The organism is Paenibacillus sp. FSL H7-0716 (assembly GCF_038002705.1).
Taxonomy (GTDB): Bacteria; Bacillota; Bacilli; order Paenibacillales; family Paenibacillaceae; genus Paenibacillus_AQ; species Paenibacillus_AQ odorifer.
In genome coordinates, this window is sequence record NZ_JBBODA010000057.1 from 1 (window position 1) to 24,983 (window position 24,983).

At 46.2% G+C, this 24,983-nt stretch carries 19 protein-coding genes; 13 read left to right on the plus strand and 6 right to left on the minus strand.

Translation table 11 applies throughout. The features are described from left to right. Nucleotides 1-3,482: carbohydrate binding domain-containing protein (locus tag MHH60_RS32010; RefSeq protein ID WP_341161207.1), on the plus strand; the 3,482-nt coding region annotated here is incomplete at its 5' end. Nucleotides 3,483-3,553: 71 nt separating this feature from the next. On the opposite strand, the gene MHH60_RS32015 is transcribed toward MHH60_RS32010, so the two are convergent. Continuing rightward, the gene (locus MHH60_RS32015) at nt 3,554-4,111 is read right to left on the minus strand and encodes a GbsR/MarR family transcriptional regulator (RefSeq protein WP_036685364.1); all 558 of its coding nucleotides are present in this window, start codon (nt 4,109-4,111) and stop codon (nt 3,554-3,556) included. Between the two features lie 256 nt (nt 4,112-4,367). On the opposite strand from MHH60_RS32015, the gene MHH60_RS32020 reads away from it, so the two are divergent. The 8 genes from MHH60_RS32020 to MHH60_RS32055 all read left to right on the plus strand — a co-directional run bounded on the left by MHH60_RS32020 (nt 4,368) and on the right by MHH60_RS32055 (nt 12,893). Beyond that, nucleotides 4,368-5,561, plus strand: coding sequence for a quaternary amine ABC transporter ATP-binding protein (locus tag MHH60_RS32020; RefSeq protein ID WP_036685362.1), 1,194 nt, complete (start codon nt 4,368-4,370; stop codon nt 5,559-5,561). Next, entirely contained in the window at nt 5,561-6,394 is an 834-nt protein-coding gene (locus MHH60_RS32025; protein ID WP_076099393.1) for an ABC transporter permease, read from the plus strand. Before MHH60_RS32020 ends, MHH60_RS32025 begins: the two co-directional genes overlap by 1 nt. A gap of 13 nt (nt 6,395-6,407) precedes the next feature. Beyond that, on the plus strand, nt 6,408-7,277 hold the full coding sequence (locus tag MHH60_RS32030; protein WP_076134155.1) for a glycine betaine ABC transporter substrate-binding protein: 870 nt from the start codon (nt 6,408-6,410) through the stop codon (nt 7,275-7,277). 287 nt (nt 7,278-7,564) lie between these two features. After that, nucleotides 7,565-8,176, plus strand: a complete 612-nt coding sequence (locus MHH60_RS32035) for a TVP38/TMEM64 family protein (RefSeq protein ID WP_076099392.1) — start codon at nt 7,565-7,567, stop codon at nt 8,174-8,176. A gap of 154 nt (nt 8,177-8,330) precedes the next feature. Further along, nucleotides 8,331-9,410: a sporulation protein YunB gene (yunB, locus tag MHH60_RS32040; protein ID WP_076134156.1), complete on the plus strand. Its 1,080-nt coding sequence runs from the start codon at nt 8,331-8,333 to the stop codon at nt 9,408-9,410. 69 nt (nt 9,411-9,479) lie between these two features. After that, nucleotides 9,480-10,964: a hypothetical protein gene (locus MHH60_RS32045; RefSeq protein ID WP_076134157.1), complete on the plus strand. Its 1,485-nt coding sequence runs from the start codon at nt 9,480-9,482 to the stop codon at nt 10,962-10,964. Continuing rightward, nucleotides 10,961-12,163, plus strand: a complete 1,203-nt coding sequence (locus tag MHH60_RS32050) for a hypothetical protein (protein WP_076134158.1) — start codon at nt 10,961-10,963, stop codon at nt 12,161-12,163. The genes MHH60_RS32045 and MHH60_RS32050 overlap by 4 nt, the downstream gene beginning before the upstream one ends. Next, on the plus strand, nt 12,156-12,893 hold the full coding sequence (locus MHH60_RS32055) for a glycosyltransferase (RefSeq protein ID WP_076105323.1): 738 nt from the start codon (nt 12,156-12,158) through the stop codon (nt 12,891-12,893). Before MHH60_RS32050 ends, MHH60_RS32055 begins: the two co-directional genes overlap by 8 nt. Before the next feature lie 25 nt (nt 12,894-12,918). On the opposite strand, the gene MHH60_RS32060 is transcribed toward MHH60_RS32055, so the two are convergent. The 5 genes from MHH60_RS32060 to MHH60_RS32080 form a co-directional block, all read right to left on the minus strand. Beyond that, the gene (locus MHH60_RS32060; RefSeq protein ID WP_076134159.1) at nt 12,919-14,868 is read right to left on the minus strand and encodes a tetratricopeptide repeat-containing glycosyltransferase family 2 protein; all 1,950 of its coding nucleotides are present in this window, start codon (nt 14,866-14,868) and stop codon (nt 12,919-12,921) included. Between the two features lie 15 nt (nt 14,869-14,883). Then, nucleotides 14,884-16,305, minus strand: a complete 1,422-nt coding sequence (locus tag MHH60_RS32065; RefSeq protein ID WP_076134160.1) for a tetratricopeptide repeat-containing glycosyltransferase family 2 protein — start codon at nt 16,303-16,305, stop codon at nt 14,884-14,886. Then, nucleotides 16,302-18,347, minus strand: coding sequence for a TPR domain-containing glycosyltransferase (locus MHH60_RS32070; RefSeq protein WP_076134161.1), 2,046 nt, complete (start codon nt 18,345-18,347; stop codon nt 16,302-16,304). Before MHH60_RS32070 ends, MHH60_RS32065 begins: the two co-directional genes overlap by 4 nt. Nucleotides 18,348-18,460: 113 nt before the next feature. Next, on the minus strand, nt 18,461-19,675 hold the full coding sequence (locus MHH60_RS32075) for a DUF6385 domain-containing protein (protein ID WP_341161208.1): 1,215 nt from the start codon (nt 19,673-19,675) through the stop codon (nt 18,461-18,463). A gap of 28 nt (nt 19,676-19,703) precedes the next feature. Next, nucleotides 19,704-20,171, minus strand: coding sequence for a DUF6385 domain-containing protein (locus tag MHH60_RS32080; protein WP_111505501.1), 468 nt, complete (start codon nt 20,169-20,171; stop codon nt 19,704-19,706). Nucleotides 20,172-20,425: 254 nt separating this feature from the next. On the opposite strand from MHH60_RS32080, the gene MHH60_RS32085 reads away from it, so the two are divergent. The 4 genes from MHH60_RS32085 to MHH60_RS32100 form a co-directional block, all read left to right on the plus strand. Beyond that, nucleotides 20,426-20,962, plus strand: a complete 537-nt coding sequence (locus MHH60_RS32085; RefSeq protein WP_076134163.1) for a hypothetical protein — start codon at nt 20,426-20,428, stop codon at nt 20,960-20,962. A gap of 17 nt (nt 20,963-20,979) precedes the next feature. Beyond that, complete coding sequence (locus tag MHH60_RS32090) at nt 20,980-21,561, plus strand: hypothetical protein (RefSeq protein ID WP_076134165.1); 582 nt, start codon at nt 20,980-20,982, stop codon at nt 21,559-21,561. A 153-nt stretch (nt 21,562-21,714) separates the two neighbouring features. Next, nucleotides 21,715-22,383 (plus strand): alpha/beta hydrolase, encoded by a 669-nt coding sequence (locus MHH60_RS32095; protein ID WP_076134166.1) that lies wholly within the window; start codon nt 21,715-21,717, stop codon nt 22,381-22,383. Nucleotides 22,384-22,627: 244 nt separating this feature from the next. Beyond that, nucleotides 22,628-24,983, plus strand: a 2,356-nt coding sequence (locus MHH60_RS32100; protein ID WP_341161209.1) for an alpha-amylase family glycosyl hydrolase, incomplete at its 3' end; no start/stop codon positions are given.

The window sequence follows — 24,983 nt, forward strand, 5'->3', positions numbered from 1 at the left end:
CTTGGACACTGGTGTGGGGGGATGAGTTTGATGATGGAGAGATTGATGCTACAAAGTGGACCTATGACCTTGGAGATGGTTCGCAATACAACAATCCAGGTTGGGGAAACAATGAGAAGCAGTGGTATACCAACGATGAGAAGAATGTAAAGGAACAGGACGGTAACCTGATCATAACTGCACACAAAGAAGAAAAAGCTGGCAAGCAATATACTTCTACGCGGATTAAGACTAAAGGGTTGTTTAGTAAGAAATATGGAAAATTTGAAATTCGGGCCAAAGCACCTACTGGAAAAGGGTACTGGCCAGCGATCTGGATGCTGCCGGAGAACGATGTGTACGGGACTTGGGCTGCTTCCGGTGAGCTTGATATTATGGAAGGCTGGGGCAGTCGTCCAAACACGGTAGCGGGGACGATTCATTACGGCGGTATGGCGCCGAACAATATATACTCCGGCAAAGAGTATGTATTTCCGGACAACGCTACGATTGAACAGTTCCATACGTACTCTATTGAGTGGGAGCCGGGCGAAATTCGCTGGTATGTGGATGGTGAATTATATTCGACCAAAAATGACTGGTATAGCATCAGCAATGGGCAGCCTGCCAATAATGTATATCCAGCGCCGTTTAATCAGAAGTTCCACTTGCTGATGAATCTGGCCGTAGGCGGTAACTTTGATGGTGATCCGACTAGCGAAACCGTATTTCCAAAATCGATGGAGATCGATTACGTTAGAGTCTATGAGCTGACAGGTCGTGAGTACCGCGAGCCTATTCCAGTTACACTGGAGAAGGAAGCCTATCCGGAAGGCTCCAAGCTTGCACTGGCAGACGGCAACATGGTCTATAACAACAATTATTCGGAGCAGGTGCCGGGGGATGACGGGATGGGAATCCCGAATACCGCACATTGGGTACTTTATAAAGAAGCAGGGGCTGAAGCTACGGTTTCTACCGTTCCTATTGGGGAGCGCAATTATGTGAAGGTAGATATCAGCAGTGGCGGCGGGAATTTTTATTCGATTCAACCCCAAGCTATCGTATCTGTAGCTAAAGGCAGGTTCTATAAACTCAGCTTCGATGCCAAAACCGATATGTCCCGCAGTATGAGCGTCCGGTTAACAGGTGGAGAATCTCGTGGATTTGCAGCGTATTCTCCATCGCTTAAGGTAGATCTAACTTCAGCGATGACCCATTACGAGACGATGTTTCAGATGAAGGAAAACTCAGATATTGCTGCACGCGTCGAGTTCAACGTGGGTACCAATACTTCACCGGTATGGTTTGGTAATGTCAGATTAGAAGAGATTGAGAATATTCAATTCCCGCATGATAGTGTGAAGGAACCGCTGGCCAACGGTAATCATCTGTACAATGGTACTTTCGATATTGGGGAACCCAATCGGATGAGTTATTGGCATACGGAAGCAACTGGTGGTGCCATGGTAGAATCAAGCGTTAATGACAATGGCCAGTTAAAGCTGCAGATTGGCGGCAGTGAAAATGGTGAGGTTCGGTTACTTCAGAAGGGAATTCAGCTCATTCAAGGGCAGGACTATGAGGTTACGTTCAATGCTTCAGTCTCCTCTGCACGCACAGGAACGGTTCAACTACTAGGGAAAGACGGCAGTGTACAGGCAGAACAACCGGTTAACTTAAGCGAAGGTGAGCAAAAAATTAAAGCTACCTTTATCAATCTTGCAGGTGCAACCGATCATGAAGGACAATTCGTATTACTGTTAAACGGTGCTGCGGATACAGTCATTCTGGATAATTTCCAGATGCTGCGTACTAGCTTCTATTTTGATCCATCGCTAATATACTACCCGCTCTTGAATGGTGAATTTAACTTTGGGTTTAGCGCCTGGGACCGCCTGTTGACAGAGCAGGGTGGTCAGAGCAGTGCTACGGTTGCAGATGGAGCAGCGAAATTTAGCATTACGAATACCGGCAGTCAGGCGTATTCTGTAATGTTGTTTCAGAACAACTTGAAAGCTGCTGCTGGAATGGATTATGTGGTTGAATTTGACGCCAGTTCAACCGTAATCCGCAAAATCGGGGTGAACGTAGAAAATGGTACGTATCAGGCCTCGTTCAGCAATATTGTGGAGGTAACGCCGGAGACGAATCATTACAGATTCGAATTCCGGCAAGGCAGCAAGGATACATTGTCTCTTAAATTCCTGCTTGGGAAGGTTGAGGGGATTAGTATTCCTCAAAACCATGATATTATCATTGACAATGTGAAATTTGAGATCAAAAATGCACCGGCCAAACCGCAGGAGCTGCTAAGCGACAGCAGCAATAACAGAGTTTCACAGCCGATTGAGCTTACTTTTATCGACAATGCAAATTGGCGGAATCAAATCATGGCGGTAAAGGTTAACGGTACAATACTTAATGCAGAGCAGTACACTATTGAACCGGGAAAAATCACAATTGAAGCAGCAGTATTTCCGGCCGAAGGAAGTTATGCCATTACTGTTGAGGCTGAACATTATGTTACTGCAACTGTCACGCAGACTATTCTAGCTAATGATAACAATCTAGTCATCAATGGTTCGTTTGGCAGCGATAAGACGGGCTGGACTACCTGGTCCGGAGAAGGTGGCGTCTCCGCGTTTAATGTGAAGGATGGCGCAGCTGAAATCCTGATTACGTCGGCCGGATGGGAAGTGTGGCATACACAATTTTTCCAAGAGGGTATTCCACTGGAGGGCGGAAAAACGTATGAGGTGAGCTTCAAAGCGAAATCAACAGTTCCGCGGCAAATTGTGTTAGAATACTCCAATACTTCAGCTGCTTCCGCACAAGCTAAGTTTGATATTCATGCGGATTGGGCTACTTATACAGCACAATTTACGGTGTCGAACAGCAATCCGCTGAAGCTTAATTATCTGATCGGCAAAACGCTGGGCGCTGATCCTGCGGCTAACAGTACGCCGCATACGATTTCTTTTGACGATATTGTGGTCAGGGAGGTACAAGGGGGTCCACCAGTAATACCGCCAAGCGGTACGCTGGATAATGGAACCTTCGATGTAGATGCAACGGGCTGGAGCCAGTATTTTGACGGAATCGGATCTGCTTCTGTTCAAGAGGGGGAATTTGCTATCAACTTAACAGGTACCGGGCAAGCCCCTTATAGCGCACAGGTGGATTACGAAAATCTCAAGCTCGTTCAGGGAAAAACGTACACCTTGAAGTTTAAAGCTCGTTCTACAGTAAACCGCAATATTCAGGTAGCTGTGGAGCATAAGGGCGGGGATTACACCAAATATATGGAAGCTGAGCTTGTTGCCTTGACCCAGAATGTGGACGAATACAGCTACACTTTTACCATGAATGGGGCAACAGACGCTGGTGTTCATCTGGTGTTTTTGCTAGGACTTGTAGATGGGAATAGTACGGAGACGAATAGTGAAATTAGCGCGGGCAGTACAATTTATTTGGATGATGTAAGCTTGATCGAAGGGTAAACGAAAAAAACGGCAGTGTTTTCCTTTTACAGGAGCACTGTCGTTTTTTTTGTGTTTTTTGTGGGTTGGATTTAAGTTTCTTTAGGGATAAATTCAAAAATTTTGCCACTCTCAAAAGATTCTATTAGTTTCAGCAACCAGCGGTAGTAGTTAATGGATTCAGTTATTTTTTCTTCATCTGTATTTAAGAGCTGCATAAGTTTACTATCGTCACTATACTCTTTTTTCATATCGTTAATTTCTGCAAGTGATTTCGCTAGTGAGATCATATTACCTTCGACGGCTTTTCTCCATTTAATAGAGAAGTAATCACTGAAGTTCTGATGCCAGTCAGGCACAGTGGTGAATAAGTCTTTGCGCGTCCCTCTCCCCCATACTTTGTCGATCATTTTCAGATCTAGAAGGGTACGGACTCCCGTACTCATGGACGTTTTACTCATTCCCATTGTTTTGCTGAGTTCATCCAGTGTCACTGGACCTTGATTGAAGTACATATAACCGTATAAATGTCCAATAGACAAGGTAATGCCATACAGATCCATGTTTTTGCCGATAGAATCGATCACACGTTCACGGGCTTTACTAATCTTCTCTATTTGTTCGGGCGTAAGCCCTTCTAAATCGTTCATGATGTCCCTCCTGAGGAATAGGTCGATAGACTGCAACCTTATACAATGTATTGTAATCAAATCCCCCTCCATAAGTAAAGAATTCATGAAGAAAGGAATTTGGCGTAAAACAGAGTATTCCATACATAAAGTTCGTAAAGTTAAAACTGTACACTAAATTTTATCCGTATATGGTGTTTGCATGAATTTTCAATAGTCCGGTAAACTACTATAAGTGAACTAAACCCGGATAACATTTCGGGAGAAGGAGGACGGCATGGCTATTATAGAGGTGAAACAACTAACCAAAGTATTCGGTCATGATGCGGGACGCGCGATTCCTTTATTAGAGCAAGGGATGTCGAAGGAAAAAATTGCTCAGGAATTGAAGTTGACAGTCGGAGTCAACAAAGCCGAATTCAGCATTGAAGAAGGAGAAATATTCGTCATTATGGGTTTGTCCGGCAGCGGTAAGTCGACGCTGGTTCGTTTGTTGAACCGCTTGATTGAGCCTACAGGGGGGCAAGTTCTTTTTAAAGGGAAAGATGTTGTGAAAATGAATCCGGAGCAGCTGCGCCAATTCAGACGCAAGAACATCGGCATGGTGTTTCAGAAGTTCGCATTATTTCCACATCGAAGCGTACTGGAGAATGCAGCATACGGGCTTGAAGTTCAGGGCGTAGATAAAAAGAAAAGAACTGAACTGGCAACGGAAGCCTTGCATCTGGTAGGTCTGAAAGGTTGGGAGAATCATCGTCCTGATCAACTCAGTGGAGGGATGCAGCAGCGTGTTGGACTGGCACGGGGCCTTGCCAACGACCCGGATATCCTGCTTATGGATGAGGCATTTAGTGCACTGGATCCGCTTATTCGTAAAGACATGCAGCAAGAGCTGCTGGAATTACAGGCCAGAGTGAAGAAGACCATCGTGTTTATCACTCATGATCTAGACGAAGCTTTGCGGATTGGAGATCGGATCGCACTGATGAAGGACGGAGTCATTGTGCAAATTGGTACACCGGAAGAAATCCTCATCCAACCTGCCAATAAATATGTAGAGCGATTCGTGGAGGATGTGGACTTGTCCAAGGTGTTGACTGCAGCTCATGTAATGCGTCAGCCGGAAACAGTCAGACCTGAACGCGGGCCGCGGGTAGCGCTTCAATTAATGCGTGACAGTGGTATATTCAGTCTGTATGTAGTGGACAAGGAAAATAAGCTTCTGGGTGTTATTACAGCTGAGGATGCCCTTAAGGCACTGAATGATAATAAATCTATTCTGGAAGTAACGCGGAGAGAAATCCCACGTGTACAACCTGAAACGCTACTCAATGATTTCTTTGAATTAATATCTGAGACACATTTGCCTGTAGCCGTCGTAGATGAAGCAGATAAATTGAAGGGTATTGTGATTAAAGGAGCCGTTCTTTCCGCACTCGCCGGCAACGCGGTACCGGAAGGAGGATTATAATGGACATTCCTAAACTGCCTTTGGGAAAGGCACTCGAGTGGTTGGAAAATTGGCTGACGACTTATTGTGGGCCCCTGTTTGACTTCATCCATTCGATTATCGGTGGTATGGTGGCTGGCATTGAAAATGCACTTACCTTCCTGCCAGCATTAGTACTTATCGTGCTTATTGCAGCTTTGTCTTATTGGATCGGTAAATGGCGCATGGCACTATTTGCGGTCATTGGGCTGCTTCTGATTGATAATCTTGGATTATGGGGACCTTCTATGCAGTCCTTGGCCCTTGTTCTAACCGCCTCGATATTGGCTGTAGTAATTGGTGTGCCGATTGGTATTTTATGTGCGCAGAGAAATACCGTTAGAAATATAGTTACGCCTATTTTGGACTTTATGCAGACGATGCCGGCTTTTGTATATTTATTGCCAGCGGTATCCTTTTTCTCACTGGGCGTAGTTCCAGGGGTTATTGCTTCGATTATTTTTGCAATTCCGCCAACGATTCGCTTGACCAATCTCGGAATTCGTCAGGTTTCGGAGGAACTGGTGGAGGCAGCAGATGCTTTCGGATCGACACCTACTCAGAAATTAGTTAAATTGCAGCTTCCAATCGCTTTACCAACAATTATGGCAGGTGTGAACCAGACAATTATGTTGTCACTGTCAATGGTTGTTATCTCATCGATGATTGGTGCACAGGGCGTGGGTGCCTATGTATACCGTGCGGTATCACAGGCTAAGACAGGAGACGGATTCGAAGCAGGGATTGCGATCGTTATTATTGCCATTCTGCTGGACCGTTTGACACAGAACGCACTAAAACCAAAACAAAGATAGGAGTTTTAAATAAATGAAGAAGAAAAATATAGGGGTATTCCTGTTAGTTATTATGATGATTGCTGTTATTGCTGGATGTTCTTCATCAAGTAAAGAGAAGGTAAAATTAGCATATGTAGCATGGGATTCGGAAATTACGAGTACTTATGTAGTAAAGGAAGTACTTGAAACTAAGCTTGGAGCTACCGTTGAAATGCTGCAGGTAGATGCTGGTCCAATGTGGGCTGGGGTTGCAGACGGTAGTGCGGATGGAATGGTTGCGGCTTGGCTGCCAAGCACCCATGCGGCTTATTTAGAGAAGTACGGTGCAAAAATTGAAGATTTGGGTGCAAATCTAAACGGAACTAAGGTTGGCTTGGCTGTTCCGGCCTATATGGATATTAACTCTATTGAAGACTTGAAGAACAGTGATATGGCAGCAAAGCTGAACAATCGCATTATCGGCATTGAGCCAGGTGCCGGCATTATGACAACCACAGAAAAGGCTATCGCTGAATATGATCTTAGCGATTACACACTTCTTGAAAGCTCATCCGCAGCGATGGCTCAGGAACTGCAAAAGGCTTATGACAATAACGAGCCAATCGTTGTTACAGGTTGGACACCACACTGGATGTTCGCCAATATGGATCTGAAATATCTGGAAGATCCAAAAGGGGTTTACGGTGCGGATGAACAGATCCACACGATGGTTCGCCAAGGTCTGAAAGATGACATGCCGAATGTCTACAAATTCCTGGATCAATTCGAATGGACAGCAGAAGATATGGCCAAAGTAATGATCGAGGTTCAGGGTGGGAAGTCACCAGAAGAAGCCGCTAAAACTTGGGTGGAGAGCAATCCGGATAAAGTGAATGCTTGGGTTGCAGGTATAGAATTGTAAGTAGATTAAAAACTGTGTTATGATGTGAAGAATAAATGGAAACAAAAATGTAACTTGTACGCTAACTACTGTTCTTTACACATTACACTTCATAAGCAAGCTCATTCAATAAAACACCCCGTAAGGGGTGTTTTTCTTGGGAATATAAGCAAAGTATTACAAGCTCTTCGTGTACCCTGCTTATATTTCAATAAGAATGGATACCTAGTTTACACACTTAGACTTATGCTTTGTCAAAGTAAATCAGGAGGCAGCTGCTGCAAGGAGTCAAGAGAGGAGACTGCTTCATGACAGAGACCATAAATACCTGGATTGATTGGCTGCTGCAAACGCTGGGCCTTAGCGGGCCATCTATTTTATTCGTGACCATCCCGCTCGCACTTTTGCAGAGTATATTAGGATTTTTTCCATTCGTAATTTTGATCGTGCTGCATGTCTCTGTTTTTAACGTAATTGGAGGCATGCTGATCAGTTGGCTGGCCTGCAATCTGGGCGGAATACTGATGTATTTTCTCATTCGGCGATATCTGTATAACTGGTTTGACCGAAAATGGAGAAGCAAACTGAAGCGCTATGATAAATGGCAACGTTACTTGGATCGATATGGGATTTGGACACTGGTGCTATTGCGTACGATCCCGATTATTCCGAATAATGTAATCAATTTCATGTCTGCTGTTTCACCGATTAAAGCCTCATCTTTTATATGGGGAACCGTACTTGGTAATTTGTCTTATATATGGTTATTCGGTACGATCGGATCCACCTTAATTGTTCCGCGTGAAGAATGGAATGGTTATCTTACCTGGTATGCGGTGTTTATAGCTATTCTCATTGGCATCTTTATTCGGCGTCATTGGGACCATTTGCAGGAGGATAAGCGGAGCAGAATGCACTAATATCATCTTCCCAGTTCATGATCTAAAGGATGAAGAACGTTACTTCAGGCGCAGTTTGCCGGAGGGAACGTTCTTCTTTTTTGTCCTCTTAGCGAATACCTTAAATTAAGTGGAGGTGGCTTGACCTCTGCGTAAGGCGGGAGGGACTATTGCAATGGGCAGATTGAAAAAATGGGGGAACCGAAGGCTGAGAATACCTGATCTAGGCCATTTTCGGCTGCCAAAAATAAATGGGGACACGAATCGGAGATTCTCAGCGAGAAGCTCCGCATTCAAGTCAAAACCCAGCCGGGCAGCGGTTAGGCCGCAGCGTACGCGTTTTGAAGCCAAACGTAGCAAAGGCCGCTTTAGGTTATCCAGCCGGCCAGAGAGTAAGGTTACGGTTGCAGGCGGAAGAACACATAAACCAAGAAGCCGACGCAAATTTTGGCTGATAGCATCCTTAGTAATACTTGTGCTGGTGCTGCAATCCTTGCGCTATGTGGAGCTGCATATGAAGCCGCCCATCCTGCATTTAGCACAAATACGTGTGAAGCAAATCGCTACGGAATCGATTAATAAGGCGATTACCTCTCAGGTTGCGAACGGAGGGAATGCGGAAGAGCTAATTGATTGGAAGACGGATAAGAACGGGAAAATATCAGGGTTCATGCTCAACTACGCGGAGCATATGCGTATTACTTCGCAAGCGGCACAGGTCATTCAGTCTACGCTGCAGGAATTGCATAATCGAACAGAATATATTCCGCTGGGGCAAGCGCTGGGCAGTCCCCTTATTGCTTCTTATGGACCCGATATTCCGATCAAGATTGAACCACAAGGTGCAGTTAAGGTTGAACTAAGCACCCGCCAGCAAAACGCTGGGATCAATATGATTCTGGTCGAGGTATACATTCATATTGTGACAGAGGTTGCAGTCGTCATTCCTTTTGATATGGAGCCGCAGGTAGTGGATACAGAAATTCCTGTGTCTTATCTGATGGTTGTTGGAGACGTACCTATGTATTATTACGATAATCAAGGTCAACCTGTGGGGGCGAACGGCAGCAGTGCTCCGGGAATTGCCATTCCTGCTCCAGCTGTAGGCGGGGATAAGAGTGGAGTAGTGGATCAGAGCAAGGATAGCTCCAGTAACAGTCAGAAAGATAACAGCTCGTCTCCAGCGGCAACCGATCCCGCGAGTACGGGTGCAGATCATACAGAAGAAGACAAAGGCGCGGGCGGAGGAAATTAAGGGGATATCACGCTTCAGCGCTCATAGACTATAGGTAGAACAGCTTTAATAAATGGAGCGTGAATCCTAATGTCGCAAGAATCTCTGAATGTGGAACGCTTGGCGGGAAGGTATGGGTTCTTGGAGCGCACGGGACTACTTCCACTGCCAAGTAAAGATGGGCTTACCCTTGTAGTTGAGCTAAGCCGCCTGGAATGTGCCGCAGCTTGCTTACCCTTGCTGCTGCTCCATTCTGGAGAGTCTGTGCGCATTATTGCTGTGGCGATGACTCCTGATTTTCCTATGGAAACTTTAGCGGGACAGTTCTCACACGAGCAGTCGATTCTATTTTTTCCGTATGAAAAGGAGGAATACATGCCTAACCAGGCTTTGGCACAGATCGAAACTAGTTTCGCGGTTTTGCTTGAAGATTCGATCATGGTATCGCCTGGCTGGCTAAATGAGCTATTGTGGGTTCCTTTTGATGACGCTGCAGTTAAGGTGGTGGCCCCTCGTTCTTCAACTGAAAGAGGGGAAGGGAAGAAACGTCTTCACTTCGGCACCTATGATGAGTTTGCTGCTCATGTAAGCTACAGTCTTGGCCGGCATCAAGGAGAATGGAGAGAGATGGATGTGCTAACGGGTTCTTGCCTCCTGTTCTCTAAAGAGCTGCTTCAGCGTATTGGAGGGTTGGACACCTCCCTTCAAGCGCGGCCTTTTATGATTGCCGATTGGTGTCTTCGAGCGCGGCAGTCTGGAGCTAAGCTGGCGCTAAGTGATGCTGTGTATGTTCATGCTATACATTCACTTGATAGAGGCCAGAGAAGGTTGAACGGACCAACACTGGCGGATGGCTGGCGGGCGTACAGTACAAAATGGGCACTGGAAGATGTCTTAGAAGCCGAAGAACATCTTGTACCGCAGAAGGGATTCTTACAATTAACACAACCTGTTATTCCACTCGGTAAGGCAACCTTGGCAACGCCATTAGTGACGGCGATTGTTTATTGTGAAGAGGATGGGAATGGGGACCCTCTTCCGCAGGAATGGGCAGCTACACAGGAGCAGCAGAGCTACAAGAATATTCGCTGGATCTGGATCAAGGACAGCTGGATGAACACAGCTTCCGGCTTGCCAGTAAATGAACAGGATGTAGTGATTACAGTTCGTGGTCAAGAAGCTTGGCTGCGGGCTTTGAAGAATGCATCTGCATTATTTGAAAGTGAGATAACTGTGTATTTATCAGACTCTATCAGATATGAGAAATATTACGTTGAACGGGTAGTGAAGGCGATCACCCAAGGTTCCGCGGATCTGATCGTTAGTTTATCTACGGATATGGACGAAGAGGTGGGGCGGTTGCTTAAGGGGGACCCTTCGGGAATTGTTTTTCCATTAGAGCGAGTCGCTCATAAAGGCGGGAATGTGCCTGGAGTGATTACCTGTAAGGCGTCTACTTCGTACCAATTGCAGCTTTACCCTGAAGCTTCACTAACTATAGGTTATGTGGGGGATTTGTCCGAACCGCAGGGGAAGAAAGCAGATAGCAGCAGGGGCAAGGAGGCGCAGTCATGAAATATTTAATTCTGAGCAGAGGCTCCTGGGAGGAATACGAATATAAAAGACTGTTGGATCTTTTGCCTGAGCGGGAAGAGGTCTGTTTTGCCGGAAGAATGACTCTTGAGCAGCAGACTAACAGCCAGATCAAGCCGGTAATGATCGCGGATATTCATACTCTCAAGGCAAGGGAGTACACACTTCTGGTCTCCTCTCCTTATTGGCTGCCCGAGGTTCTTTCTTTGCAAGCGGGATATATAGTGGCTTTGTTAGAGCGCTGTCCGGAAGAAGAAAATAAGGTCTTATGGGATAAATACAGCGGCTTGCTTGGAGCAAAGGCTGATCTAGTAGGGACCCGGTCAGAACGGATCTATCTGGAGCAGAGCTTGTGCAGGGAGAATGTTATTTATCTCGACGGGGATCAGCAGGAATCCTATGGAGTTGTATGTCCGCGTGAGCGGATTTATTTTCTGACAGATTATGAGGTGTTGTGGAGTAAGGCGATTGAGAACTTATGGCAAGAGGAGCCCCTCCTAGCTACGGACTGGTTTAGGATTCAACTCCAGCTTAGGGCGGATTATTATACCTCAATGTGCGCCAAGCTGCCCAACCAGCCTGTTGTACATTATTTGGCAGCATCTTATTTGTATTTGCTTGGGGACTCCAGAGCGAATCGATATCTGGCGCAATCCTTTGAGTTAATGGTGCTGTATGAATATTTGGATTGTCTTATTTCACACTTCCGTTTTTTTTCTGCAATAGAAGCCAAGACAGGGAATCTGGAAACGGCAGTCCGCCAATTTGCGATTACAGCATTTACCGCAGAGGAGAAGCAAGCATTAGAAAGGATGGAGAGCTGGCTCCATTCCGGTCAGGATGAATTGGTTCGCGCGGAGTTGTTCCACCGGAATGAGGATGAGGCAGCGGCGGTGAGAATTTTAAGCCCGCTAACTTCTTCCGAGGCAAAAGCGTTGCTGCTGCAAAATTATGTGCGGACTTTTCAATGGGAAAAGGCAATAGAGCTGCAACATGAGCAAGAAAATGTGGATGAAGCCATGGAAGGCACCATACACTTGCTGTATGGCAGGCGGCACGAGGCCATCCGCAGTTTTTTAAATGCAGGAGGGCAAGACAATCAGGCATGGCCACTTTTGTCAGAGATGGCAGATCTCGAAGAGGCTGTAAGACGATTGAGAAGGAGAGTGGAGGATGAGTAGTCATAGAGGGCCACTCCGCAAAACATCAGGCAACCGTCTGACCGCTATAATGCAGGTTAGGAACGAAGCCGGAAGGTATTTAGAGCAGGTGCTGGAGGAATTAAGTGAGTTCGTGGATGATATTGTGATCGTAGATGATGGTAGTACAGATAATACGGCTCAATTATGTCTCTCTTTTGCCAAAGTTAAGAAGCTTGTAACCCTGCAAAGCTCTTTGTTTAACCGTGAATGGGAGCTCCGGCAAACATTGTGGGAGCTGGCAGTATCTACGAATCCGGATTGGCTGCTGTCTGTGGACGCCGATGAGTTCTATGAAGAGTCTGCTAAACGAGAGATGAGGCGACTCATCGATCAGGATGTGTATGACTGGGTATCCTTCCGATTATTTGATTTTTGGGGTGGTACCACACATTACCGCGAAGATGAGCATTGGAATATCCACACGAAGCATACCCGTACACTAGTCCGCTATTTGCCGAACTTTCATTATTTTTTTCCGAAAATGGATCATCATGTGCCAAGACTTCCGCTCTCTTATTCGGTATTGCCGGGTTTTCTTACCGAGCTGCGTGTGAAACATTATGGTTGGGCGATATCCCCCGAAGAGCTTCGGCGAAAATACTCACGTTACCTGGAGCTTGATCCAGAGGGGCGCTGGGGTAGTCTGGAACAGTACGAATCTATCCTTGATGAGCAGCCCCATCTGGTAGAATGGCAAGAAGAGCATTGAAATCTGCATTTGCCCTGCCAACCGGCTAAGTCCGGCTGGCAGATCTCAGAAGCAGCGCATGAGGAATATGAGCTGATGGTATCCCTTGCGGATATACTTCTGCTGCGAGCTGCAGCTTGTAATAAGCGAGGCTCACGGCTGCGGTAGCCCCCCCGACTCTACGCAAAGCGGCTTCATCCTCCACAGGAAGGATGGGCATCTCTCCGCAGGAGTAGGCTATCGCAGCGTATAATTGCCACTCGGTACAGTCTGCAGGTGTATGATATTGAGGGGGCTTGCTGACATAAATAGAGCACCATTGTTTTTTTATGGAGGTGGGGGCTTCGAGTAAACCGTAAAGTAAAGGCTGCGGCAGACTGGACCATTGGAAGGAGGAACCTTGCGAATGCCGATAAAGTGCTAATAAACTATTCCAAGCACCAGTCTGAAGCAGCAATTGTGCTGCATAGTTGAGATCCGAAAGATCAGCTTTAAGGCTATAATTCCCCGCTAAAATATGATGGATCGATAAAATCCCCGGTCTGTAAGGCAATAGACAGACAAGCCAGCGCATGGCAGACTCAGTATCTCCAATACGGCAAGAGAAAGCCCACAGGTAGCCAAGTACTAAGGATCGGTTGGAAAGATGGGAAGGGTCATGAAGCAGCTGTTCAAGCGGTGCGAGTGTCTGAAGATGTTCCGGTTGATTGTTTATCTCCAGAATCGCCAGCAATGCAGCCTGAACGGATGAGGGTAACTGGCTGGCTGTAGAAAGCTCAGCTTGCCATTCCGGATCGCGGGCATTGAGCGCTGCGGGCAGAAGATAACTCAAAGTATCAGGAGATAGAGAGTGCAGATGATTGTGGGTCAATGCTCGTAGCTGTGCCTTCTCTCCAGATAGAAGGCTTAGTGGGACGAGTTCTTTCCACGCCTCGCTATAATCAGGCTTATGTTGTACGGCAGCCTCGTAATGTCTCCACGCATCCGGATATTGGTATAACTTCTCACAGACTCTCCCGGCTAGTAGTTCTGTCCGATACGTTCCACTGCCTGAGGAAGAAGGGTATTTATGTGCTGTATTTCCGCTCTGAAGTGCCTTCTCCAAGAAGTGCTTGGCTGAGCTGAGCTTCTCTTGTTCCAGTAACAGGAGGGCATAGCTTTCTAATAAATCCGTGAAATCGGGAAAAAGATCGCTCCCCGTACGAAAAACTTCCTCGGCTTCCTGCTTTCGGCCACATAGTTGTAAGGCGTACGCCGTCTTAAGGTAAATATCTGAGACATAACCGGAAGGGGCTGGAGCATCGGTGAGCAGCGGAAGGAGGATCTCTGCCGCTTCTTTATATTGTCCCTGCTGATAATACTCTGCCCCTAACGCGTAACGAAGAAAAAGATGGTTCGGTTGAAGCCGCAGACCCCTGTTGATGAGTGCTAAATTGCGGTTATATTTATTTTTACGCATCAGTTCATCTTCTAAATATCCGTAGTGGAAAATACGCAAATCTGCATAAGCGATCTCCCCCGCTGGAAGCTCCCAAATGCTGCTGGCAATCTCCTCATGAATACTTCCGCGAAAAATAATTCTTTTATCATTTTTGAATAATCGACAGACATGATCTGTAACAAAATCCGCTTCAGGTACATCACCGACATAGTGGATAATGGGCAGCCAATACCCATGAATATACTCGGCACCAAGCAAAGGCTGGAGCAGATTCTCACTCCAATGATCCACAGCCTCATCGGCATCCAGTACCAGAACCCAAGCGGAAGTTGCATACTCTAGGCTTATATTCCGAGCTTTGGCAAAATCATTTTCCCAAGGAATGTCGATAATCTTTGCACCGAACCTCTGAGCGATTTCTTTACTGTTATCCTCTGAGCCTGTATCCACAATGATAATCTCAGATACTAGCCCGCACACAGAGGATAAGCATTTCTCCAGATGGTTTGCCTCGTTCTTAATGATCATGCAAAGTGTAATATCCGGTGTGGTCATAGGAATACGTCCTTCCTAATCTGAAACTCTGGGCAGTGGAAGTGCGAGCCGCACTCTTTTAGCCGCTGGAGAATAGGGGGGTGAAGAAGAAAGGGAGGCAAGCAGACGATCCGCCAACAAAAGCTCCGAACACCCTGGGTGATAGGCTGGGTTGAATAACGAGTCATTAGATGAAGGCTGCCCTGTAGTCTTCATCAGCTGTTTTGCTGCCTCATCACATCCCTCAATCCGCAATAAATCTAAGAGAAGTCCGCTTTTAGCAGCTGTGTATTCGGGTAGATGAGCGTGAAGCCAGCCCGAAATTTCATTTTCGCGCTCAGCACATTTTAAGGCTCGGATCAGTCGGGTTATGATGGGCGTTGGCTCGGGATGAAGCTGAGCAGCTTTGGTATAACAGGCACAGGCTTCGGTCTCATCGCCTATTTCTTCGCATAACTGTCCCAGCAAATAAAATGTCAAATAAGATCCGAATCCAGCCTCGGTATGGTAACCGGAAGGAGCTTCTCCAATGACTAAGGCTTGCAGCAATGCTGTTTTGGCCTCAGCTAGGGCCCCCATTTGAAACAGCAGCACACCTTTGATATGAGCCAAGTCAGGATAATCCGGATGTAAGGTTATCCCTAAGTCGCAAGCTTTCAGCGCCGCGTTGAAATCTTTTAATTCTGCCAGGCAGCGGATTTGATATTTGTGCAGCAGATGAACGTAACTTGTGTCGGGCGGAGCTTCGTTAAGTGATCTTTTAATATGTTCTAGAGCCGGTTGATATTCACTAAGCCGCATATATTCAACAGCCATATTGAAATGGTGGAAGGGGTCATTGGGAGTTAACTTTAGCTGTTCCTTGAGCAGCTCAACATTTCGTTTGATCTTATCTTTTTTTGCTACTACGCCGTCTGCATAACCGTAATGATGGATGACTACGGTGCTTAAATGCATAGCTGCTTTGGGTGTAGCTTTTACGATCGTTTCTGCAATCTGTTCGTGGATGATGCCGCTGAAACGGTACTGCGGGCGGTTACGGAATAGCCGGATAATCGGATTAACAGTAATGGTCTGTGAAGCTGCGGTTAAACCTTTATGATTATGAATGCGCAGAAAAAAAGCTTCATATTCCAAATGCTCCGCACACAGCAACAGCTCCCCCTTACTTTTCGCATCCAGTTCCTCGTCTCCATCCAGAATGAGAATCCATTGTCCGTGGGCTTGCTGAAGACCCGCGTTGCGGGCAGCGGCAAAATCGCCATTCCAAGGATGGTGAACAACTTTAGCTCCAAAGCTTAGAGCAATTTGTAGCGTCGAGTCAGTAGAGCCAGTATCGACTACAATGATCTCATCGGCGACACCACGTACACTTTTTAAACATTGGCTTAAGCTATCCGCTTCGTTCTTAACGATCATGCATAGAGAAATCAGAGGTTGTTGGCTTGGCATGTTCATTTGGCTGTCCTCCCCTCGCGCTGGCGGAAGCTCCATTGTGTGTGCCACGGTGTACGATTTAGTAAAAAGATGGATTTATGGATGGCACCAATATCCGTTTGCAGTGGACCATGGACGTTAGCCGCATCCAAGCTGTTCAGTGCCTCCTCCATGCTATGCTTCGCTTGCTGAAGGTAACAGAGTGCTAAACCTACTCGGGCAGCCTCATGCTCAGGCATTTGCTCCAGCGCTTGTTGAAACCATTCACTGGCTTCCGTGTAATGCCCCTTGTCAAAGACCATCTCACCTATATAAAAAAGAACCTTCGCATCAGCCGCTTGATCGCTAACTAACCTGATAAAATGCTCGCCTGCCTCATTCCTATTCCCTTCTTTATATAATGCTGCGGCTAATTCAGACCGAAAGGTAGGGAACAGCTTTACCAAAGCGTCGCTTAACGCGGGCTGGTGTAGTTTTACTGATTGTTCGATCAAATCTGAAATGAATGAGGAATGTAATGTTAATGAATCTACCTCCGCTTTAACGGGATCTACCTTTTGTTGCTGGTGGCACTTCTGAATGTATTTCAGTCCGAAACGAAGTTCGTCTGGTACATAGGTTAGCAGGTCATTGTGGAATTCTCCAAAAAGCGACCAAGAGCAAATAGCCCAGAGGGTCGCCCACTTTTTCAGATATTCTAAATCATGGTTATCTTGCGAAGCTAAGGAGGTCGTTTGTCTTATGGTTGTATAGGCGTCCTCCAGCTTGCCGGTGATGAGAAGTGAAGAGATCATCCAATTTGCCGTCTCTAATTCCAAGGGAAAAGTGTCTCGGGATAAGTTAGTGATGGTCTCATTAGCATTTATCTCAAATAAGCTGTCAATGATCGCAGCTCGATGGGCAGCATTAGTTGGGGGGACGAGTTGTATCAGCAAGCTGGCAATCTCCTCATCGGGTACAGCTAAGCGTTGAAAAGCGGAAGCTATTCCCTGCAAGGCAGGCCTATATAAAGAGTGGTGTTGAAGCGCACGGTGGTAGAATCTCGCAGCGTCCTCCTGATGCTCAAGCCGCTCTGAGATTAAGCCTAGGCGATAAAGTGGGCGGAAGGTGTTCATCCCTTGCTCAGATACATATTTTTGACTAACCTGATCTCCAGAAATGGATGCTGCACGCTGATAAGCTTGAAAAGCACGTTCTAACAAACCTTGACTCTCCAAAGATTGGCCTAATAAAAAATGCAGGTCAGGGTAATCCTCATAACGCTCCAATTCAGGCAACAGCAAGGGATCTATGATATTGGTTTTTCCTTGAGTCAGATAAATTTTACAGAGATCTCTAATCATCGTAGGACGGTAGGAAGCTTCAAGTGGCACATGGTGAAGGGTCTGGCGAAGTAATGTCTCTGCTTCCTGAAGACGGCCGTCCTGACAGCAGGTGACTGCTAAATTATAGGAGTGAAAAGGATCTTCCGGTTGTTCGGCTAAAGCGAGTCGCAGGAGCTGCTCATTGCGTTTGATTTTATTTTTTCGGGCCATGATTTCCGGCAAATATCCGAAATGTTCAATCTCAATATCACTATGCTCAATCGCCGAGATGTTATGTGATTTAAGGATTGCAGCGTCAATTCCTTCATGAATTCTTCCGCTATATCGGTAACCCTGTCCATTTCGGAATAAACGAACCGCACTGTGCTTTACCTTATCTTCAGGCCGAACGCCAAGCCAATTATCAATGTGTACTGTAAAAGCCTGAGCTTGCGTGTTTTGCAGGAGGCTGCGGAGTTTCGGAAGTGGAGTTTGCAGGCGTTCATCGGCATCAAGGACTAGAATCCAATCGGTATCCGCCTGATCGAGACCTTCGTTACGTGCTGCTGCAAAGTTTTCTGTCCATTCCCGTTGGAATACTCTAGCCCCGTGCGCTTGGGAAATAGCTATGGATTCGTCAGTAGAGCCTGTATCTATGACCACAATCTCGTCAACACCTGCTACGCTTGTGAGACAGTGGGGCAGAAGATCAGCTTCATTGTTAACGATGAGGTGGACGCCAAGCGTAATATTGTTCACGTTGTTTCCTCCTTGTTACATATGTAGAAATAGAAATCAGCTTTTGCTATCAAAAGAAAAAGCACATGGATATCCATGCACTCTTTCGTTACAACATATGATGGGCATCTGCATTACGTTCCCTGTGCGTTGAAACTTACATTGATTGTTGAGGCGGCTCCTGCATTCGTTGATTGATAGGATAAGCGTGTATATTTCAGGAATCTGGCCGGAACTATGACATCGATAGAACCTGCTGCTAAAGGATTATCTCCTGTGGTATCGACGAAATAGTTTGTTCCGTCAGCACTGATTTCTACTCGTGTGTTGACTGGGTTAGCTCCAGTATTATTGATGAAAAAGGAATAGGTCCCCAATACGCTCGTAGTTACTGCTGGCAGTGGAGTATAGGCATTAGCAGTTGCAATACCCGTCGTCGTCTGTTCGATAAAGCTGCGTTGTGAAATAGAGGTCACACTACTGAGCGTACCAGCGGTAATGGTGGCTCCGAGCACACTGGTAATGGTCCCGTTTAAGAGATTGGTGACCGTACCTGCTGAGGACAGAGTACCCGCAGTGATTGTGGCTCCGAGCACGCTGGTAATGGTCCCGTTTAAGAGATTGGTGACCGTACCTGCTGAGGACAGAGTACCCGCAGTGATTGTGGCTCCAAGCACGCTGGTAATGGTCCCGTTTAAGAGATTGGTTACTGTACCTGCGGAGGACAGAGTACCGGCTGTGATGGTAGCTCCAAGTACGTTAGTAATCGTGCCTTCGAGAATGTTAGTAATGGTACCTGCGGAGGATAGGGTACCAGCTGTGATGGTAGCTCCTAGCACACTAGTAATGGTCCCGTTAAGGATATTGGTGACCGTTCCTGCTGAGGACAAAGTACCCGCGGTAATAGTTGCGCCTAGTACACTAGTAATGGTACCAGCCGTAATCGTAGCTCCGAGCACGCTAGTAATCGTGCCTTCGAGAATGTTAGAAATGGTACCTGCGGAAGACAAAGTACCAGCTGTGATGGTAGCCCCGAGCACGTTAGTAATGGTACCTTCGAGAATGTTAGAAATGGTACCTGCGGAAGACAAGGTACCAGCTGTGATGGTAGCTCCAAGTACGCTAGTAATGGTCCCGTTAAGAATGTTGGTAACCGTACCTGCGGAGGACAAAGTACCCGCAGTGATGGTAGCTCCGAGTATATTGGAAATCGTACCATCTAGGATAATTGTCGTTAGATTTCCGCCTGGATCTGTAGTGAGCGGATGATCAATCAGCGAGGCATCCCGGCCAAAAATAAGTGTTCGTAGATTATCGGGATTAGCTTGAAAAGAGCTGTAGTTAGGCAAAGTTCCTCGTCCCTCTCTTATAAAATTGTTAATTCATACCTATAGACTGGGCTTGGACGTATACATCAATTTTGCCTAAACCCGTTGACTGTTGTGTGGAGGCGGATATCCGAGTCCACTTTAAAAATCTGCTTGGCACTAGCACCTTCATTTCTTTTGCAGCCACGATCTCTTCTGAATCTATAAAAGAATCAAGACTGTTCGGACTAATCTCTAAGCGGACGCTAACAGGGTGGTCTCCTTGGTTCATAACTGCGTAAGAGATCATCGTTTTAGTTCCGCTTTTTTGCCAAGGCAGAGGTGAAATGGAGCTGGACACGGGGAATCCGATAAATTGATGCTCGGAAAATAAAGGACTGATCGTGACCTTACGGCGGTTTCTTCGACCATTTGGAGGTGGAAATGGTTGCGGATTTCTAGAGCGATTCCCCTGTTTTTTTGAGTGTTTTATTTTGCTGCGCTTTTTTAGTTCCAGACCGTTATGGATTTCATTCACCTCCTACGGGTTTTCTGGAACCCTATCCATAAAAGGACCCTAACCGTCGTTTGAGCCCTGAGCATCAATAAACCGCAGTCCAATAAGCCGCGAACCGTTAGGGACAATCCTTAGCCATTCGAATGGTGATAATAATATATGGTGAAAAATAAGAGGTGATTGGGCGGTAAAAGCAAAAATACGCACATTCCCAAACAACCTGCTACTTAGAGCGGCATAAAATAAGATAAGCTCAAGTACGGGGAGGATAGCGCATGCCAAACGATTCAGTATTTAATCAGAGTAGCCAGCCACTCTTTACAGAACAAGTCAACACGTATGTTGCACCTGGTATAGATTCAGCTCCGGAGGGAGGAGCGGCTAAGGCGGGGCTATTGTTTGGAATCCCTTTTACTTCTACGGTAACGACTGCTGCACCGTTAGTTGTTCAGATTAGTAATCCGGCAGGCAGCGGACGTACATTGTATGTATCCCGTGTTGCAGCCAGCTCGGCAACAGCTGCGGTTACTTTATCTCTACTTCGGAATGCTACGGTCACCGGGACCACCGTTACACCGATAAATTTTAATTTTGGAAGTGCGTTAACCAGTGTGATGACGGCCAGAACCTCTACTACTGCTCCTACAGGCAGTCCTGCCACTCTAGTATCTTTATTACTGGCAGCGGGCCCTGTCATTGTTGATTTTACTGGACAAATCGTTGTTCCTCCTGGAAATTCCATAACCACGTCCATCACGATTGCATCGGGAACTTCAGCGGCGACAGCTTCTATTAGCTGGTGGGAATATTAGAATGGGAGGGGATAACTATGCCTAATCAATATGTGTTTAACGACAATGATCAACCTCTTTATGTGGATATGGTCAACACCTTCCAATCTCCGGATATCAGTGCGCCACCTGAAATAAGTGCTTCACAGGCTGCAGTTTTGTATTCTACCAACACATCCGCGTCTAGTTTGGTCGTACTTAGTCTTATTTCAGCAATTACTTCTATTCGGATTAGTAATGCTGCTGGTAGCGGGAAAACCGTATATATATCTCGTATTAGCGGTAGTATCGGCGGATCTTCTCTGCTATCGGCTATGTCTGGAAGCTTTACAATTGTAAAAGGAGGGACGTTAACCTCTCCTGCAACCTTGACACCAACCAATAATAATCTCGGAAGCGCGGCTACAAGTGCGATGACTGTTCAGTCTTCAACAGCGGCAATTAGCGGGGGGACGACGCTTTACAATTATCAATTAGCCCCAGGCGCTTTCTCACAGAACTTTACGGGCAGCATCATCGTTCCGCCGGGGACTGCTATTTGTGCTAACGTAACTTCATCTAGCTCGGCGGTAGGTTTAACGATTACCTCAGCACTCGGTCTTCTTTGGTGGGAACAATAGAGTTTATATTTTTTTGAACCTATAACGGTGGTAGACCTTGACATCATTTGGTTAAGGTTTTACATAGAAGGTTGGAATGAATAGAAAATAAAGGGGATTGGCATTATACAATAAAGTTGGAATTCAGTTTGGAATGTGAAAAGAGGGACAATTATGGAAAGTTGTTTATTTATTCATGGCTTTACCGGAGGTGAGCATGAAATCTCTCCCTTGTCCCAGTTTATGGAGCAGCATAATTATCGCTCCAGAACATTTACCCTGAAGGGGCACGGGGGCAGCAGGAATGATTTACTGCATTCGGATCGACATGATTGGCAGCAAAGTGCTGAGGATGAATTAACAGAGCTGTTAAAGACAAATGACGGCGTTCATCTGATCGGTTTTTCAACCGGTGCTCTTATTGCATCACATCTTTCAGTGCGCTATAAACCTTGGATTAAATCTCTCACTTTGTTGTCTACCCCTGTGTTTCCGCTGAATCCTGTAGAAATTATTAAGACCCTTGCGAGCTTTTCCATGCTAAAAACTTATATTAGTAAATTCAGTTCAACGCCTCCAAAAGCAACTCGTGAGTTCCAGCGATTGGTTCGTGAAAGCTTTTCTGTCTATCCGCATATTGAGACTCCAACTCTGATCGTGCAAGGGAAAAGAGATCATCTAGTGAAGACTAGAAGCGCTGATTACCTACGGCATCATATGATCAAGGCGACCCAAAAACAGGTGCTGATGGTCGACAACAGTGGCCATATGGTGTGCCATTGTGCCGAGAAGGACCGAATTATGAATGAAGTCCTGCAGTTTATTCAGACGGCGGGACGCTGAACTCAAACCGTAAATAATCAACCCCAGGAGCTTCCTAAATAGGAGCTCTTTTTTTGTTGTTGCCTTACAATTTTAAGGCTTGACAACGCATTCAGTATCATGGTAATTTTTAGTAGGGAAACCGGTTTCCCTAAAATTCGTTTGTTTCTATGCCAAAAACATCGCTGGAAAGGTCGTTGTTAATCCAAGAGGTAGGTTTTAGTGTGTTATGAATACGCTTTAATAAGAGAGGGAGATGCACGCGATGAAACGTAAGTTATGGTACGTGCCCGTTTTGATTACATCTATTCTTCTTTCTACTGTGATTAATTTATTCGTCTTAGCGCCACAGGCAGATGCGGCCAGCATCGGTACGATTAACGAGAATGATACCATTTATCAGATTATGGTTGACCGGTTTAATGACGGGGACTCTTCCAACAATGCTACGGGAGCGGCAATTCGCTATGGCGAGAACTCTGAAGAAGATTTCCGTTATATGAAAGGCGGAGATTGGCAAGGGGTGATCGACAAGCTGTCTTATATTAAAAATATGGGCTACACCGCGATCTGGATTTCCCCAGTGGCGGAGCCGCAAATGACGAATCGGGAGAACAACGGCAGTGGTAAAAACACGGCGTATCACGGGTACAACGTTAAGGACCCTAACGCAGCCAATCCCTACTTTGGTACAAAGGAGAAGCTGAAGGAGTTAGTGGATTCCGCACATGCGGTTGGCATCAAGGTGGTTATCGACGTTGTGCCAAACCATATCGGGGATTATATGCTGGGTACCCAAGCCTACTATGATATTCCTAGTCTGCAGCCAGCAGCTCCTTTCAATAACCCGGCTTGGTATCACCATAATGGAGATATCAACTGGTCTTTGGCAGACGGAAGATACGATCAATGGGCACAGGATTACTTAGAAAATCATGATCTAGGCGGACTGGATGACATAGACTTCGATGTCCCTGCTGCTAAAAAAGCCGTATTTGATTCGATTAAAGGCTGGTTTGACTATACAGGAGCAGATGGTGCACGTGTAGACGCGGCCAAGCTGATGAAGCCGACTGATATTGGTGAATTGCAAAATTATCTGGGGGTTAATACCTTCGGCGAGAATTTTGACGGCAATGCTGAATTTGTCTCGCGCTGGGTCGGCAACAACAAGGAGTGGGGCATGCTTGATTTCCCAATGTTCTTCTCCGTTCTAAATAGCTTCGCATATGGGCAGTCTTTTGATTCGAATATTAAAAGCACCTTGGCACAGGATTCCTACTACAACGGAAATGCCAATCACATGGTTACCTTTATCGACAATCATGACCGCAATCGTTTTCTCACAGAAGCTGGAGGAAGCGTAGATAAGCTGCAGAACGCTTTGAGTTTTATTTTTACAGTGCGTGGAACACCCGTTGTCTTCCAAGGTACGGAACAGAACAAAGGCAATGGTAATGGGCAGATTATGACGGGAGGCATCGCCGATACCTGGAACCGCTGGTCCATGGTGAAACGGGATGCAAACGGCAATGTAATAGAGAATTATTTTAATGAGAATGCCAGCACCTACAAGCACGTAGCCAAACTTAATGAGATTCGGAAAAATAATCCGGCACTCCGTACAGGCACGCAACGTGAAATGTGGTCTGCACAGAACTTATATGCTTTTTCACGTCGTATCGACACTGGAACTAATCTGGGGCAGGAAGTTATCTCCGTATTCAGTAATAAATCCAGCGGCTCGCAGACCGTTACCATTCCACTGCGTGCAGAGAGCAGCTTGGCAGTAGGGACGGTTCTTTATAACCAGTTGAACACTTCGGATACGGTAACCGTACAATCGGGTGGAGCAACTGGCAAGCAAATCACTGTAACCGTGGGTGCGAATGCAGCCAAAATCTATGCAAAACAACAGCTTCCTACAGATACAGTTGCTCCAACTGTACCAACTAACGTGACCGCAACCGTTCAAAATGCCTCCAGTGCTTTAGTAAGCTGGACCGCTTCCACCGATAATGTAGGTGTGACCGGATATGAAATTTATCGCAACGGTGTCAAAGTGGGTACATCCGCAACTACTTCATATACGGATAACGGATTATCTGCCAGTACTACGTATGACTATACGGTAAAAGCAATGGATGCAGCAGGCAATCTATCCCTCCTTAGCGCGATTGCTTCAGTGACAACACCAGCGGGGAACAGTGTCACTATTTACTATAAGCAGGGCTATACCTCGCCTTATATTCATTATCGTCCTGCAGGAGGAACTTGGACGACATCACCGGGTGTGGCGATACCTGTCTCTGATGTAGCAGGCTACAATAAAATAACGATTAATATTGGCTCAGCCAGCCAGCTTGAAGCTTGCTTTAACAATGGCAGCGGCACTTGGGACAGTAACGGGGGCAGCAACTATTTATTTAGTGCCGGCACTTGGACTTATACACCAACTGGCAATATTCAATCGGGTGGACCAGTGACGCCGACACCAACCGTAACGCCAACACCAACACCGACGCCGACAGTAACACCGACGCCAACACCAACACCGACGCCGACAGTAACACCGACGCCAACACCGCTTCCGCAGACCGAAAAGGTTCTTGATCGAAAGG